General features: G+C 57.6%; 15 protein-coding genes. 10 read left to right on the top strand and 5 right to left on the bottom strand.

Annotated features, from left to right (window positions below; genetic code table 11):
- Nucleotides 1–610 precede the first annotated feature (610 nt).
- Nucleotides 611–1,258, bottom strand: coding sequence for a recombinase family protein (locus MOTC310_RS32700; protein ID WP_083460915.1), 648 nt, complete (start codon nt 1,256–1,258; stop codon nt 611–613).
- Nucleotides 1,259–1,652: 394 nt separating this feature from the next.
- On the opposite strand from MOTC310_RS32700, the gene MOTC310_RS32695 reads away from it, so the two are divergent.
- Complete coding sequence (locus MOTC310_RS32695) at nt 1,653–2,312, top strand: hypothetical protein (RefSeq protein ID WP_331304792.1); 660 nt, start codon at nt 1,653–1,655, stop codon at nt 2,310–2,312.
- A 243-nt stretch (nt 2,313–2,555) separates the two neighbouring features.
- Here MOTC310_RS32695 and MOTC310_RS32690 read toward each other — a convergent pair whose 3' ends face one another.
- Nucleotides 2,556–2,915, bottom strand: coding sequence for a hypothetical protein (locus MOTC310_RS32690; RefSeq protein ID WP_331304791.1), 360 nt, complete (start codon nt 2,913–2,915; stop codon nt 2,556–2,558).
- 754 nt (nt 2,916–3,669) lie between these two features.
- Between MOTC310_RS32690 and MOTC310_RS32685 the strand changes: the two genes are divergently transcribed.
- The 6 genes from MOTC310_RS32685 (at nt 3,670) to MOTC310_RS32660 (ending at nt 9,386) form a co-directional block, all read left to right on the top strand.
- The gene (locus MOTC310_RS32685; protein WP_331304790.1) at nt 3,670–4,269 is read left to right on the top strand and encodes a 3'-5' exonuclease; all 600 of its coding nucleotides are present in this window, start codon (nt 3,670–3,672) and stop codon (nt 4,267–4,269) included.
- Nucleotides 4,269–5,258 (top strand): metallophosphoesterase family protein, encoded by a 990-nt coding sequence (locus tag MOTC310_RS32680; protein ID WP_107088360.1) that lies wholly within the window; start codon nt 4,269–4,271, stop codon nt 5,256–5,258. Before MOTC310_RS32685 ends, MOTC310_RS32680 begins: the two co-directional genes overlap by 1 nt.
- A 91-nt stretch (nt 5,259–5,349) precedes the next feature.
- Complete coding sequence (locus MOTC310_RS32675) at nt 5,350–5,931, top strand: metallophosphoesterase (protein ID WP_331304789.1); 582 nt, start codon at nt 5,350–5,352, stop codon at nt 5,929–5,931.
- Complete coding sequence (locus MOTC310_RS32670) at nt 5,928–6,287, top strand: DUF6634 family protein (RefSeq protein WP_053622514.1); 360 nt, start codon at nt 5,928–5,930, stop codon at nt 6,285–6,287. The genes MOTC310_RS32675 and MOTC310_RS32670 overlap by 4 nt, the downstream gene beginning before the upstream one ends.
- Nucleotides 6,288–7,094: a metallophosphoesterase gene (locus MOTC310_RS32665; RefSeq protein WP_053622513.1), complete on the top strand. Its 807-nt coding sequence runs from the start codon at nt 6,288–6,290 to the stop codon at nt 7,092–7,094.
- A gap of 828 nt (nt 7,095–7,922) precedes the next feature.
- Entirely contained in the window at nt 7,923–9,386 is a 1,464-nt protein-coding gene (locus MOTC310_RS32660) for a class I SAM-dependent methyltransferase (RefSeq protein WP_331304788.1), read from the top strand.
- A 600-nt stretch (nt 9,387–9,986) separates the two neighbouring features.
- Here MOTC310_RS32660 and MOTC310_RS32655 read toward each other — a convergent pair.
- Nucleotides 9,987–10,589 (bottom strand): DUF6338 family protein, encoded by a 603-nt coding sequence (locus tag MOTC310_RS32655; RefSeq protein ID WP_331304787.1) that lies wholly within the window; start codon nt 10,587–10,589, stop codon nt 9,987–9,989.
- A gap of 219 nt (nt 10,590–10,808) precedes the next feature.
- Here MOTC310_RS32655 and MOTC310_RS32650 point away from each other — a divergent pair, with 219 nt between their 5' ends.
- From MOTC310_RS32650 to MOTC310_RS32640, 3 genes are all read left to right on the top strand, one after another.
- Complete coding sequence (locus MOTC310_RS32650) at nt 10,809–11,576, top strand: hypothetical protein (RefSeq protein WP_331304786.1); 768 nt, start codon at nt 10,809–10,811, stop codon at nt 11,574–11,576.
- Nucleotides 11,577–12,213: 637 nt separating this feature from the next.
- Nucleotides 12,214–12,525 (top strand): hypothetical protein, encoded by a 312-nt coding sequence (locus MOTC310_RS32645; protein ID WP_331304785.1) that lies wholly within the window; start codon nt 12,214–12,216, stop codon nt 12,523–12,525.
- A gap of 39 nt (nt 12,526–12,564) precedes the next feature.
- Nucleotides 12,565–13,197, top strand: coding sequence for a hypothetical protein (locus MOTC310_RS32640; protein ID WP_331304784.1), 633 nt, complete (start codon nt 12,565–12,567; stop codon nt 13,195–13,197).
- A gap of 56 nt (nt 13,198–13,253) precedes the next feature.
- Here the strand turns inward: MOTC310_RS32640 and MOTC310_RS32635 are convergent, their stop codons facing one another.
- Nucleotides 13,254–13,682 (bottom strand): hypothetical protein, encoded by a 429-nt coding sequence (locus MOTC310_RS32635; RefSeq protein WP_331304783.1) that lies wholly within the window; start codon nt 13,680–13,682, stop codon nt 13,254–13,256.
- Nucleotides 13,679–14,161 (bottom strand): hypothetical protein, encoded by a 483-nt coding sequence (locus MOTC310_RS32630; RefSeq protein WP_053622507.1) that lies wholly within the window; start codon nt 14,159–14,161, stop codon nt 13,679–13,681. Before MOTC310_RS32630 ends, MOTC310_RS32635 begins: the two co-directional genes overlap by 4 nt.
- Between the last annotated feature and the right edge of the window lie 182 nt (nt 14,162–14,343).

Here is a 14,343-nt window from a genome sequence, read left to right as displayed (position 1 = left end):
GAGGTAGCCACAAGCTGCGGCTGCCATCTAGGCCCTGACGCGGTAGTCGTGCTCGAGTGCTGTGTGAAAGAGATAGCAGAAGGCATTACCTGCTATCACTTCCACACGCGCGCTCAATGGCGCTCCTTCATTTGGTATATGGTCTTCACCAGATAAGTGAGTGCGATGCCCCGGTCGCCTCCTCGCGCTTGGCGCCTCCCATGAAGCGGCCCTGACCGGTCACCTAGCCGCGTTTCGCGTGACCGCAATTCCCGCTCGTGTCCCCGACGCCGCGCTGTCGGCTTCAAGCCCATCGACGCCGATTTACCCGCGCACGGGACCGCAATTTCTGAAACAACCTAGACCAATTCGTGCGCCCACCGGGATCTAAACGGCTGACAAACTTGGCTTATCGAGTCGGAGGCACATTTCGCGTGACCGCGATTCCCAGCTGAACAGGTACTTCATCGCACGCATGAGCGGAGCACCGCGCCGCCGCTTGTGGGCTCGACCTGCAGCTCGCGTGACCGCAATTCCCGTCAAAGATGCATCGACAGGAAGGAGGGGCCGCCAATCACACGGGATGTCAGAACACTGATTTTGTTATCGAAAACCGAATCGCCGCAGGCTTTTAAAGACCAAGGGACGACTGCTGACGCTGCATCATTCGGCGGTCTACGGCCTCTTCATTTCGGAGCCGGACAAGCTGTTCGCTCAATCCATGCCTCTGGATGGCTCCCGAGAGCGTCCCTGTTGAGACCGAGAATAGCTCGGCGGTAGGCTTCCAGCCCTTCCCCTCTGCAAGCATGCGAACGGCTTCGATCGTCCGATCGCGAGTCATTTTCTCCGACCGACCGATACGTGTCCCGCGCTGGCGAGCGGCCTTCATCCCGGCAACTGTCCGTTCGATGATGACCTCGCGTTCCAGCTCGGCGATGCCGGAGAGGATCGTGTAGACGAGCCGGCCCATCGAGCCGCCAGTCTCAATGCCCTCTGTTAGGGAGCGTATGGCAACGCCTCGCCCCTTCAGATCCTCGGCTGTCGAGATCAGCTGCCGGGTGTTCCTGCCGAGGCGATCGAGGCGCCATACGACCAGCGTATCGCCCTTCTCCACGGCGGCGATCGCCGCGTGCATGCCAGGCCGAGCCTCCTTGGCTCCGGAGTAGATGTCACGGAATATGAGCTCGTCAGGCACTCCCGCGTTCCGGAGCGCATCGAGCTGCAGGTCGAGGTTCTGGTCCCGGGTCGAAACACGGGCGTAACCGACTTGCTTCGCCATCGATCCCTGATTCCTCGGCCGCCCACTAACTAGGGGTAGGAAAACGGCCGCTTCAAGCCCCGTTTGGGCCTCCGAGTTTCCGAGTACCCTTTCCGAACTGCCAAGTGCCTGATCCCATTGGCGCCGGGACGTCACGAAATTGCAACTCGGAAAGGGGTCGTTTTCCGAGTGACGTGGATCTATGCGCCTCACGCAGGCGCCCAGGAGCCACGTCTGTGCGAGGCCATATATATAATGAGTCAGATCGTTCAGCCGCCGAGGCGTGGCTAGTAGCACCCAGGATCAGCCTGAACGAAGCCGCGTTTCCGTGCGCCGCGCGCCGCTCCCGCGCATGATATTGACGTTTTATGCGCAAAATGCCATTTCAACGTCAGTTACGGGCAGAGGTATGTGAATGGCGTTCCGAGCAGATGAAGCGGCGTTGCGAGGCTTCGAACGGGCGCGGAGCTATCTGATCCCGCGGCAAGCGACTAGCCAGGAGAGCAAGCGAGCAGAAGAAGTCTTGCGTGATATCGTCGAGCGTTGTGGACCAGTCGTAGAAGGATATCCATCCTGGCACCCCCTCGTCGCTCAGAACGACAGACACCATCCTGACCGTTACCCGAGCGAAGGCTGCGGATATAAAGGGTTAGACCACACAGTATATTTCGCTCATGGGTTTATCACTTGCCCCTATCACGATGGTCGTGATGTTTTAGATTCTGTTAGACGTATTGTCACTCCGCCCTGTGCACATCTCGACGCAGAAGAGCTTGACGTCACGTTCTACAACAGCGGAACAAAAGCTATTTTAGTAAGCTGTGAATGGCTTCGTCCCCTTGAGGAAAGCTATCTTATCCCGAAATCTGTAGCTGTTCCTCTTATGCTCGAACAAGAATTGCCGGTGTGGCGATGGTCGAAGCTTGCAGAAACTTGGGAGACCATGCGGCCCTACCTGCTCGGAGAACCTTATGGGAACCGGTCTTCTCTATTCGTGGGACAGGACACAGCTTTAGCACTCAAAAAAATATACCTTTCCCTCGTAGAAAGTGGAATGTTCGGGCCGATGAAGTGAATTTGATACAGTATTGTTGAACGCAGGATTTAAATCAATTGTAATTTCTGCATTTTTAAAAAATGGGCGGATGGTTTGTGACCCATCTCTAAGCGAGGGAACGAGGCTGGACTCCCGATGAGGCTAAACGGGCACTCGTCGATGCTGTCCATGAGGCGCTCGAACCTAGTTTGGTCTCAGTGCCGGTGCCGCGCCCCTGAGGATCGCACATCGGCACTGAGTCGGCGCCCCATTCGATACAATTTATTGCAGCGACTTTATATCAGGACGCAGCGTTACGCAGTGAAAATCGCCCTTAAACTGCGTGCCAAGAATAATATAGTTCATGACCATACCGGGCGGACAAGAAAAACCAATTCCGTCATTGATGTCTTTTGTGGGTGATTTGTACTCTTTCGGATCCGCAATCAGTGCTGCGCGTATTTTAGATATACCATCCTCGAGACTCGTTGCGCGAGATTCCAGTTTCTCAATACGATTTGTTAGATTCCACCAGTAAATCGATGCGGTTGCAGCCGCCGTAGCGACAGATGCTATAACTGTTACGGCCAATCCAATAGAAATCTGGATGGATGCTTTTTCGACATTGATCTTGTCCGACACTATCCCACTCCACTCACAGACCGGCGCGTGTCTGCTGAGCCGATCACTAGATGCCTTGTCCTTGAGGGATCAAGCTTAATCGTTATGGGAGGAGACAGAAATAGAGGCAAAGCTGAAATCTGTTAAATCTGTGCCAGAAGGCCAATCACGGCATCGCTAGCAACAGAGGGAGTGCCCAACGTTCTTTGAGGGCAGATCCTCCGAAGCCTATGAACTACGACGCCACACTCGAACTGAGAGAGACAAAAGTCAGCACTGAGTCATTGTTTTTTAGTACATATTGTACTATAAGCTCCGCATAATGGGAGCAACCGGTATGGTGAGCGGACGAAGGGGCTTCTCAGCGTTCGGGCTCCGCCTGGACCGCCTAGGTTTTAATCTGCGCGCCTTCGCAACCTACATCGGGGTGTCGGAGGTAACCGTACGCCGCTGGTCATTCCCTCCCGATGCCGCCTCCTACGTCCCCATGCCGCCGCCGATCCAACGGCTTCTGGACCTACTGGAGGAACTAAGCGTACCTCGGCCATCCCAGGATCCGGAGGGGCTATCGATCGCGGCTACGCGCTATGTCGAGATTTGGCTCGAGCGAGCCGGCAGCCAGGGCTGGCAGAAAGCAGAAGCGGTTGCGGCCCTTAGAATGGCGATCGACGAGGCCGTCGAACCGCCACCCGACCTCTGAGCTCGCAAGCCCGGAAAAATCTATCAATCTATCAGGCACTTGGCGTTTTTCGTCGGTCCCAGGCAGACTCTCGACATGGCCGCCCTCCGTTACGACCGCCTCCTGTGCATCGATTTGGAACTGACCTGCTGGGAGGAGCACCCTCCAGCCGGACAGAGACGTGAGATCATCGAGATTGGGATCGTCGAAGCTGATCCCCGGAACCTCGAGATCGTACGCGAGGACCGCTATCTGGTTCGACCCGCCTCGTCCGAAGTGTCACCGTTCTGCACGGCCCTGACCGGATTGACGGCCGGTGAGCTCCGCCGGCACGGCCGGCCGCTCCTGGAGGTCATGCGAACGGTCGTGGCGACCTATGGCCCAGGGCGGAAAGCGACCCTTGCATGGGGAGACGACTGGTCGGCGATCGAGCGCGATTGCGAGGTTGCCGGGGTACCGAACCCGTTCCCTGGCCCTGCCTCCATCAATCTCGGCCAGGTCTATATGCTGCTGACGGGTGCTACCCAGCGGCCGTCGGTATCGCGAGCCCTGCAGGAGCTCGGGCTGGAGTTTGACGGCCGCCCCCATGGCGCGCTCGTCGACGCCCGAAACACGATCGCGATCTACCGCGAGCTGGCGACGCGCTTCCGAGCGCCGGCGCCGAACCCCACGAGCGCTTTCTCTCTGGTGCCCTGATGCGGATCTTCCCGATCTCCGACCTGCATCTAGAGCGGAGAACCCTACCGCTACCGGCGATCGCCGCCGATTTCGACGTCCTGGTGTTTGCCGGAGACGGACACGAAGGCGAGCCGTCCCGAACGGTCGAGATCATTGCCGAGCTGGCTGGCGGTCGGCCGGCAGTGATCGTCCCAGGCAATCACGACTACTATCGGCGCAATCATGCCGATCCGCGCACGATGCGGGACCTTCTTGAGGAGATGAATAGAGCAGCCCTCCTGATTAACGAAGAGGCCGGTAGAGATCTGATAAATATCCTCGCAGGCAGTCGAATCGTCGAGATTGACGATGTCGTCTTCGTCGGGGCAACTCTATGGGGTGACTGGGCCATTTCTGGCCGCTGGAGGCCAGATGTCCCACCAGCTAGAGCTGCAGCCTATGCTGCTACTCACGCGATGAGAATGTCGACCATCCCTCGCGAGTTCTCTGGTTCGATCCAAAACGCTGATGGCGAATGGGGGCCCTATCAGACCGTAGGTGCCCATGCGGTAGATCGAGCAAGGATCCTGCAGGGCCTGATCGAAGCAGCCGACCGCCCAACCGTCGCAGTGACCCATGCTCCGCCGCTGGCGGAAGCTGCCGATCTCTATCGGGACAGCCCCATACCGTGGTGGGCGCCGGGCTTCTATGCCTCCGATTTCCTTCGCGAAATGCCTCCCGAACTGCAGCCATCAATCTGGATCGCCGGGCATGTTCATCGTGGGTACGACATGACCTACGGCAGGACCCGCCTGATCTCGAATCCGCTAGAGGGACCGAATTTCAGGCCAGATCTCGTGATCGAAATCGACGTTCCCGAGCCAGAACCATACGTCGCGGATCCTCTCCCTGAAGAGAGAACGACGGGGAGGAACATCGGCGGCACGCCGCACGCCAGCTATGCCAATTTGGGCTTGGCCTCGGGAGAAGATCTCGACGATCTCCTCGATAGACCACCATGCCCGTAGGGAATTGGATACCTTCGAAGCGCTTCCTCATACTGTGTCATTGATGCAGTGATAGGATCTGGTACACTGGATTTCGATCCGGGAGCGTAGCGTGACCTTCTTCTTCACTGCCGACACCCACTTCGGGCATGAGGGCATCATCCGGATGTGCGGTCGGCCATTCGCCTCTGCCGAGGAGATGGACGAAGCACTGATCGCGAACTGGAACTCGGTCATCGGCCCCAAGGACGACCTCTGGCACCTCGGGGATTTTGCCCACAGCGCCCATCCCGCCCGCATCCTAGAAATCTACAGGAGGCTGAATGGGAGAAAGCGCTTGGTCATCGGCAACCACGACAGAAAGCCGACCCTAGCGCTCCCGTGGATGGAGCCCCCGAGCCATCGCGCATTCCCGAAGCTGGGCCTCAGATGCGGCATCGTCCTGGATCACTATGCCGGGCGGACCTGGATGGGGGCGCACCGCGGCTCCGTGCAGCTGTTCGGGCACTCGCATGGTCGGATGCCCGGCAACAGCCAGAGCCTGGACGTCGGCGTCGACTGCTGGGATTTCCGCCCGGCCAGTTGGGACGAGATCCAAGTCCGGTTGGCATCGCTGCCTCCGCTTCATTCCCCCGACTATGAGCCGGAGGAAGCTGTCGAGGAGAAGGTGCCGGAGGCGGGACCGCGGCCATGAACCAGTTCAGGCTGAACGTCGACCTCTGCGACCTTGCCCCGACCTTTCGGCTTTGGCGGCACGATATCGTCCATGAAGCGGACACCGCCGTTGCGCTGGCGGCGATCGCCGGCGGTTGTGAGCCGTCACCGGAAACGCTCGCCAGGGCTCCGGTGCTACAGGCGTGGCGTCAGACCACGAACTGGTTCCGGCAGACGGTGCTCGCCGGCATCGTCTCAGAACACCCTACCCTGGCCGACGGTCTGATCCGAACAAGTGCGCTCAGGGCGATCGCGATCGACCTGGCATGGGCAAGGACATCGACACGCTTCTACCGGCTGGGCGAACCCGACATCCTAGACGCGGGAGCGAGGTGAATGCGCTTATGGGTCCTCTCCGACCTCCACATGACGCCTGACGCGCCCTGGTTTCCCAGCGTGCGGCCGGAGTTCGATGCGCTGGTCGTCGCCGGAGACGTCTACGACTCGGATATCGAGCGCTCGATCCTCTGGACCGCACAGGTCGCCGATGGTCGCCCGGCGGTCTTCGCTCCGGGCAATCACGAGTTCTGGGGGCGCACAATCGAGGACGAGCTCGAGCGGGCGGAACGTCGAGCTCAGAAGGAAGGCGTCACCTTGCTAAATGGACAAGGCTGGATGGCCGTCGCCGGCGGCCATTTCGCCGGTGGAACGCTATGGACCGATCTCGAGCTGAACCAGCCCGTGGGGCATATCCTCTACCCACGCGAGTTCGGTGATCCCATCGATGTTCGCGGCCCAGGCATCGATCGTAGAGCCAAAGGCCGAGATATAGCCCGCCGACACAGGACCGAGGTCGACGTGCTCGAGGCCATCCTCGATCCAGACGTAGCGCCCGACGGTCCGCGGATCGTCGTCACGCACTACGCGCCCCACATTGAGGTTCTGCCCAGACACCTCTGGGATCAGCCGTCAGCTGCGGCGTCGGCTTCGGATCTCGGCCACCTCACGGATGTCGGCGTGGTCCACCTGTGGATTTGCGGACATATCCACAGGTCGGTGGACTTCGTGCCGGGGTACGGAACACGAATCCTATCGAACCCACGTGGGGAGAACGACTCGAACCCGGCCTTTGACGAAAGCCTGATCGTCGAGGTCGATGAACCGATCCCAACACCCTCGTTCGGGCCTAATGCTGGAAGGTAGGCCATTATCTGCGACCAGGGTCGCCAAAGGACGAAGGGGAAGGCGGGTTGTCCGAGCACCTCTGCTCTAACAGCGTCATGGCCTCCCCTAAACCCAGCGTACACCGCATGAAGGTAGACCTCCGCAATGCGTCCCGCCTCCTTCCCCGTCCTTCTCGCTCTGTCGGCAACGCCGGCCATCGCGCTTGATGTGCCACCTCAAACGCACTGGACCCACGGGCGGAGCCAGATCACCATGTCGGAAGGCGCCGGCGGTCGGATTTCTATGGTCTACAACGGTGCGTCCCCATCGCCCCGTGGGCCAACGATGCCTCGCGGAACACTACTGTTCGAGGGCATCCGACAGGGCGATCGCATCATCGGGACCGCGCGCACGTTCAAGGACGGCTGCGCCCCTGCGCCCTATCGAGTGGAGGGCCATATCCGCCTTGTCGGCCCTGGCGACGGCGAGATCGATCTGGCCGGCCCAGCCCCGAAGCGCGGGCCCGGCTGCAACATCGTCGGCCTCACGACGGCGTCGCCCCATGCCCGTCTAGTTTTCGACAACCCCGATCTCCAGGATTGAAGGTTCGTCTGCCTCTGGGTTGCCCCTCATTGACGTCTGAGATGGGTGGTTTGCTGCCGGTCCGCTTGCGGGCGACGGATGGATTAGGGCGGACACAACCGGGGGTGTCGCTCACGCCAATCTTCAGCCCTTGTGAGTATCCGGCTTCGGGCGACCTGGACCAAAAGTGATTAAGGTCGCTGCAGAAAACTTGGCAGACAGCTTGCTGATGGTAATAAGCTCCTACGGCACTTATGGGAGCGCGTCCCATAATGGAACATTGACATGGTTGGTTCTAAAGTTTTTCCTCCAAGTTCATGGGAAGCAGACAGACAAGCGCGGTTTGAGATTGAGCCTAGCACCGCACTTTTTCACCGATCAGTGCCTTCTCTCAAATATTTGAATTGGAAAATTGAAGAAATAGGTCGGGGGTGGGCTGTTACTCGGCTACCATTGAACGTCGAAAGTTCAAATCAATACATCACACAACAAGCGGCGCTGATGTTGCTGGCTGCAGATTATACAGGCGGAATTGCGCTTAGTACCCTATTCCTGAACACTCCAATCATTGGTTTCCATCCCCAACGAACGGACTATGGAGCTTATCTTTGGGGCGCCGCCGCATCTATAAAATGGGTCCGCCCAAGCACGAGCGATTTGATCTGCAAATCAGCCATACCCGAAAGAGATTGGGACGAAATAGCTCAAAGATTTGATGCCGGGGAGGAGGTCAGGTATAAAGCAAGAATAAAAATGTATAGCGACGAAAATAAGCTCGCGGCAGTTAGTGACTTTCAATATTGGGCAAGAAATTCATACAGTCTCCGCGAGACCGGGTCTAATCTCAAGACCACGCACCACATGTTGACCCACAAACTCAGAACCTCAGCGCGTCTGATCGCGGGCCTGCGGTCATGGGCAGTTGATCCTAATGATCCAGGAGGAAGAAAGATAGATCAATTTGCGTCCAATGCTGCGGGCGCTCAAGGCATAGCTATGGCAAAAAAGTTTTCCGCCGAGACTCCGCAATTGGCGGACCTCGTTCGCGCGCGAACATTCAGCTGTGATGCGGCTCTTCGAGCGTTTAGTCAGTTACATGACGAGTTTGCAGTTGTAAATATCGGAAGCGGGTACGATGCTAGACCGTGGCGCATGCCCGATCTAGGCGGCGCACACTTCGTAATGCTTGACCTACCTGTCATGGCAAAAGATCGCGAGCGCGTGCTCCCTGCGCGCAGCGAAAGCCCTTATCTTATATCAAATCTAACCTTTGACATTCTTTCCCAAAATATTTCCGAAGTATTAGCGGGGGAATCCATTCCCCATGATTGCCCAAAGTTTATACTTTGGGAGGGCGGCAGCATGTATTTTTCCAAGGAAGAAGCAGACAGATTGTTGCGTTCCATAAAAGATTTGATGTGCCATCAATCCGTACTGTGGTTCGACTTCGTATCCAAGTCCGCTGTAGTGGATGCGACAGGAGAGCCGGAAGTTAAAAATTTCATGGATAGCATGAGGATGATTGGCGAGCCATTTATTAAGGGATTTGATGACGTTTTGGAGGAATTGAAAGACGTCGGCTTGGATGTATTTGAGCTTGCGACCGCCAAAGAAGTGCTCAATTCAAGTGATCCCGTGACGAGGCATTATTCTTTTGCTTTATGTCGCAAACCGGATCGGGGGATGGGCTGTAATGAGCAGACGGTTCAGCGTGGGCGCCCCCTATGTTATACAAGCGATGTCGAATAAATGGCGAGTCGTGGTGCCTATTCGGGGCAAGCTTTCGCCACTGGTCTGTCGGGAGGTTTTTCATTCCAGGACAGATGCCGAAGATTTTATGAATTCTGCAGGCGGGCAGGAGGCAATATTGAAGCTACACGGTCTGCCGAGGTCCATCTCGACGACTTGAACCTATCGACTTGACGCTGGCCCGCTTGCATGAATTCGACCGTGGAAAGTTCGGTCACGAGCGAAACGGCAAGGATCGCCTCTCACCCTGAGCCGAATCTGCAAGGGGCTGGTGAATGGCTGCTCTGGAGAAGCGCCGAATGCGCTCCCGGCAGCTGGGTTGGGTCGGTAGCAGACGCCGCCTCAACAGCGAGGCGACGCCTCTCTCGTGGAAGCTCGATAGAAGACTACTTGCTAGGCTCTTTGGGCGACGGGGGCTTAATGCCGGTCCCGACGGTTGGAGGCTGAGGGCGACCGCCCGGCGCCGCCGGTTGGTGACCTGCATCTGGCTTCGATGGCTGGTGCCCCTTATCAATCTGCGGGCGATGACCCTCATTGATCGGCCTCCAGCCATCCTGAGTGTACGAAGGCCGGCCTGATGGTTTGTTGTCGCGTTCCATTTTACAGCTCTTTCATAAATTCAACTGCTCGGATTTCTTTGGCAAGGATCAGAATGCCAGAAGGTTCCGACCTATAATTCCAAATCCCATTCGCATCTACATCTAGAACTTCTTGGATGTATATATCACGCTCAGTTGGATCGGTAGATGCGAAAGAAGCGGTACCGAAAATCCCAGCGATGCTGGAGCCATCGGTAAGCGTGACCATTACGAAACGAGCAGCGTAACAGTTTGCAAACTGCCAGTCCCAGGAGGATGGCGTACCGTGCACCACACGCAACCCAAGTTTCTTGGCCATCCACCGCAACCACCCGTGCTGTGCCGCAACCCCGAGCAGGAGGCCGAAACATGCCGGTCCAACGATAGTGAGCCCCCACCAAAGCGCTGTCTTAAGCAATCCCTGTTCAAAAGTTAAAATCCAACTTATAACTGGTATAGAAAAGCCATAGTATATAAGCGTGATGACAAGATAGCCAAGAACAGTATCTGTCATTTTATCAATACGACCGTTGATAAACTGCGCACGCACAAACGTCGCGATCAAACCAGGGACAACAAAAGCTACAATAAGATAGATACTATTGAGATCCTTTAAGTCGGGCATAAGTCGTCCTTCAAGATTCGGTCGGATATTACCCAACAACGCTGATGAGCGAATTTATTATGAAGTCATCTAAGCTAACGCCATGCCGGCAGCGTGACCTCTTTTTGGGTCAGTAGCAGCAATAACGCAGGAACGTCAGATAGGAACGTTTACCGTCTATTGCATCACTGATTCACTATCTACATAGCCACGTTATGCTCTCGTTCCTTGGAGGTGCATATGGCATTCGACAATACCGTCAGCCCGATCGACGAGGATAACGAAGCGGAGCTCGCGCATGCAGACTGGTTGGATGACGCAGCCAGGATCCCGCGGCCACTCCGGCTGCTCCTGAGGCACGAGGATCTCTACTCGATCCGCCATCTCAGCGCGGAAACAATCCAGCAGGCACCGCATCTCGCAGCGGCGATCGACACTGCTCGGAGCCTGAAATCCTGCGATCCACGGCCGGTCTATCGCTCGATCGAGGAGCTAGCAGCCGATCGTGTGCGCCTCGCCGAGGCTCTTGAGGGCGAAGGGGGGAAAAGGGCTTCAGAGTTAGCCTGCTGCTGGCGGATGCTAGGGGCCACTACCTCGACGCCGGCGCAATGCCGCCACCACATTGGGCAGGCGGTCGTGGGTCTGTTCGGCGCCTACTCGTCTGGTAGCGAGATCGGTGAAATCGGGCTCGAGATGGCGGCGGATCTAGCGCTCGCCGTCGCCGCCTGGAGCTTGGCTTGTCACGGAGGAGGCATCTCAGGCGGTGGGCACATCCCAGGGCCGTGGCTGCTCCTGCAGGTGCCGGTGACGAGCAACCTGCTACGTGACGCGGCCGAGTGGCATCCGAAATCCACCCTGCAGCAGGCAAACGCTGATCTGCGCGCTCGGATCGAATTCCTGCAGGATGAAATCGCTTCGAGACCTGTGGATAACTCAAAGCTCGAGAGAGGGGATGAAAAAACAGCCCTCGCTCAAAAAGCCTTAGGATCACCGCGTACGTTGCATTGATCGTCCTGATCGTGACGCCTTCCATTTGGAATGTTTTTGGCTCTCTACGACGCCTAGAATTGTCTCGTAGAAGGCCAAATGTCCGGGTCGTGGTATGTCGGTGCGCTTCCGCGTGTTGAACCGCCTAACGGCGTTCCAGAAGTTCTTTTGAGCGCCTTTGGCAGCATAAGCGCTAGCAAATCCCGTTTTTTGCTTCCTTTGTACCTTCCTTACACATGAAGTAAGCTTCATCTCGCCCAGCGCTAAGATGGAGCTACATCGTGTTCACACGATACCTCATCGTCCGGCCCGACATCCCCTGGATCCAAGGGGACGTTCCCGCTCCCGATCCATCCGAGGCGGTCAAGTTCCTGGAGAGCCGCCTCCGTACGCCGGCCCTCGTACAGCACAACTGGCTCGTCTACGTCGCCCCAAACCTGTTCCCGCTACCGCAGACAGCCTGGTCGGGTGGCGATCCCGTTTTGATCGAGATGCTCGAGGGACTGACGCCGATCGCAACGATCCCTCAGTCCCGGCCGCTCCTTCCCCACTCCCACCGAGCAGCGTGAGGGCTTCAATCGTGGAAACGGTCAGCATTTCTCGAGGCGACGCCCTCCGGGTCTTCGCCCCGCATCTAGCGGACGCTCCGCAGACACGCGTGCGCCTGCTGTTCGAGGACCTCCGTGTCGAGATCGAGCGCGCGTTCGGCGATCAGCTGCCCCCTCCGGGCTTCGTTCAAGCTGTTCGCGACAACGCAGTTCTGTTGGCCGCCGATGCCGGCATCGCATTGATATGGGTGTCTCTCGACAATATTGTGGGATCAATCCCCATCGACCGGGAACACGTTAGCGGCCCGGAAGAGAGACTATCATTCTTAGACCAAATCCTCCTTGACGCATTCACTCCCGCCGCATGGGCTTATAAGAACGGCGGCGATATGCATCTATATAATCATAATACTACAAACTAAAAATTCCGCGTTCTCACAGATTAACATGGAACACTGACAATGAAAAAGTTTTACGCTCTATCCAGCAAATTCCCGGGTATAGAAATCGTTTGCGCCCCTAGCCCGGCTGATGCAGGCCCTATCCTCGATGAAGCGGTGTTTTTACATCAGCGCACATATCTAGTCCGTTATGATGCGACTTGGGATACACCGCACAAGCCGACCGACCCCGCCTTTCGAAACGGGAACGCTGTTTCCGAGGGTTATTGGGTAGTCGAGATCCCGGCTGGTTGGACCACAACGATACCTCTGATCGCATCTCCGCAATATCTAACCAACTTGAGGAGACGCGTTCAAGACGAACTCGCTCCGGACGTATTTCTGGAATTGGAGGACGAGTCGACCGTGATGGTCGCAACAGTCTATCGCGATGCCGTTCGTGCCCAGATGCATAGGCTTGCCGCGGTTCGGGCCTTCGATGTCCCCCACGCCCTCACGTCATTCGAGCACCGTCTACGGTCCTCGCCGAGGGAGACGTGCAAATTCGAGGTCCGCAACGAGGACGAAATGGGCCGCCTAGTGCGCGTCGTCGGCAGCAACGTAGACGGGATCGCCATCCGGGGCGTCGAGCGGATCGTGAAAAACCTAATCGGCGAAGTGGCTTCGGACGCGGCGTACGTCGCAGCAGCCTGAACAAAGGTTCGAATTTCGAACAATCCCACAGGTGGACCTTTCGAAATTCGAACTTTCTAGTCGACCGGTTTGGGCAGGTTGTAGATGCCTGGCTTCGCACATGTGCCAGGCTCGATCTGAACGAGTCGAACATTCCCGCCTTCTGGACGGAGTGCGAACGTCCCAAATTCTCCGCTTGGATCCGCCCCACGGAGACCGTTGCCGTCGAGCATCGCCACGATCTCACGGCGACAGAAATTGTGCGGGAACGCGGCTGTAGGGTCGATGCCAGTCAGCTGCAGGCGAAACGTACCGTTCTCCTGACGCGAGCCCTCGATCCAGATGACGGGCTGGGCGATTTCCGAGGGGTCTGTATCGAGGTAGGCGTAATGCGCCTCGAACGCAGGCCAGTTCCAGAAATCCACGCGCTCGCCGGCCTCCAGGATGAAGGGGGGAGAAACTGATGCCTGCAGAAGCGTCACCGCGGCAGCGACGAGCGCTTTCATCGTAACGCCTTGAGCAGATCCCGCGCTGTCTCAATCCGGCCGGACTGAGCCAGCTGCTGCCGCAGCCCCCAAGCCCGGACCTGGTCACGCCGGACGCCGATCAGGTGCGCGAGCTCCCGGAGCGTTTCGTAGTAGACGAACTCGTCCTCCAGAGCGCGCTGCAGTGCCATCGTTCCGATCGCGATCTGTGCACGCGTCATCGGCCGACCGTGGAGGTCGAGCGCGGCAGTCGATTGAACCATCGGATGGTCGTCGGGGAGCGTGTCGAGGATCGACGCCATGGCGTCCCACATTGCGCGGATCTGGTGGTTGCGAGCGATCAGATGCGTCGCATGCGTGTCCCGCTGCTCGACGACCTCGTCGATGGCATGCTGGTAGCGACCTAGGTCCGCGGAATGATCCGCTTCCATGTCGCGCATGCGTCGGCCGATGCCGATCGCCATGCCGATCATAAGACCCCGGTCGTCGCTGTCGAACACTGGCTTGCCTCTGCGCGGGTATCGAAACCAATTTGCCTAGGACTACGCTAGACCCATAGTGTATATGTCTACTCGTCTTGGAAAGATCTCACTCCCAAATGTCGAGACGGATTTGCATCATGCCCCTTCATAACGCTTAACAACTTGCCTGGACTTGATCCTGTTCTTTGAATCCGATTCCG

The sequence above is a fragment of the Methylobacterium oryzae genome (assembly GCF_036441375.1).
GTDB lineage: Bacteria > Pseudomonadota > Alphaproteobacteria > Rhizobiales > Beijerinckiaceae > Methylobacterium > Methylobacterium oryzae_A.
The sequence above is the reverse complement of the archived record's forward strand: the minus strand, read 5'-3'. Positions and strand labels throughout refer to the sequence as shown.

Excerpts from the sequence above, each read along its gene's own strand:
- MOTC310_RS32655 (WP_331304787.1), bottom strand. The coding sequence starts at position 10,589 with ATGCCCGACTTAAAGGATCTCAATAGTATCTATCTTATTGTAGCTTTT.
- MOTC310_RS32695 (WP_331304792.1), top strand. The coding sequence starts at position 1,653 with ATGGCGTTCCGAGCAGATGAAGCGGCGTTGCGAGGCTTCGAACGGGCG.
- MOTC310_RS32650 (WP_331304786.1), top strand. The coding sequence starts at position 10,809 with ATGGCATTCGACAATACCGTCAGCCCGATCGACGAGGATAACGAAGCG.
- MOTC310_RS32640 (WP_331304784.1), top strand. The coding sequence starts at position 12,565 with ATGAAAAAGTTTTACGCTCTATCCAGCAAATTCCCGGGTATAGAAATC.
- MOTC310_RS32680 (WP_107088360.1), top strand. The coding sequence starts at position 4,269 with ATGCGGATCTTCCCGATCTCCGACCTGCATCTAGAGCGGAGAACCCTA.
- MOTC310_RS32700 (WP_083460915.1), bottom strand. The coding sequence starts at position 1,258 with ATGGCGAAGCAAGTCGGTTACGCCCGTGTTTCGACCCGGGACCAGAAC.
- MOTC310_RS32665 (WP_053622513.1), top strand. The coding sequence starts at position 6,288 with ATGCGCTTATGGGTCCTCTCCGACCTCCACATGACGCCTGACGCGCCC.
- MOTC310_RS32670 (WP_053622514.1), top strand. The coding sequence starts at position 5,928 with ATGAACCAGTTCAGGCTGAACGTCGACCTCTGCGACCTTGCCCCGACC.
- MOTC310_RS32635 (WP_331304783.1), bottom strand. The coding sequence starts at position 13,682 with ATGAAAGCGCTCGTCGCTGCCGCGGTGACGCTTCTGCAGGCATCAGTT.
- MOTC310_RS32660 (WP_331304788.1), top strand. The coding sequence starts at position 7,923 with ATGGTTGGTTCTAAAGTTTTTCCTCCAAGTTCATGGGAAGCAGACAGA.
- MOTC310_RS32685 (WP_331304790.1), top strand. The coding sequence starts at position 3,670 with ATGGCCGCCCTCCGTTACGACCGCCTCCTGTGCATCGATTTGGAACTG.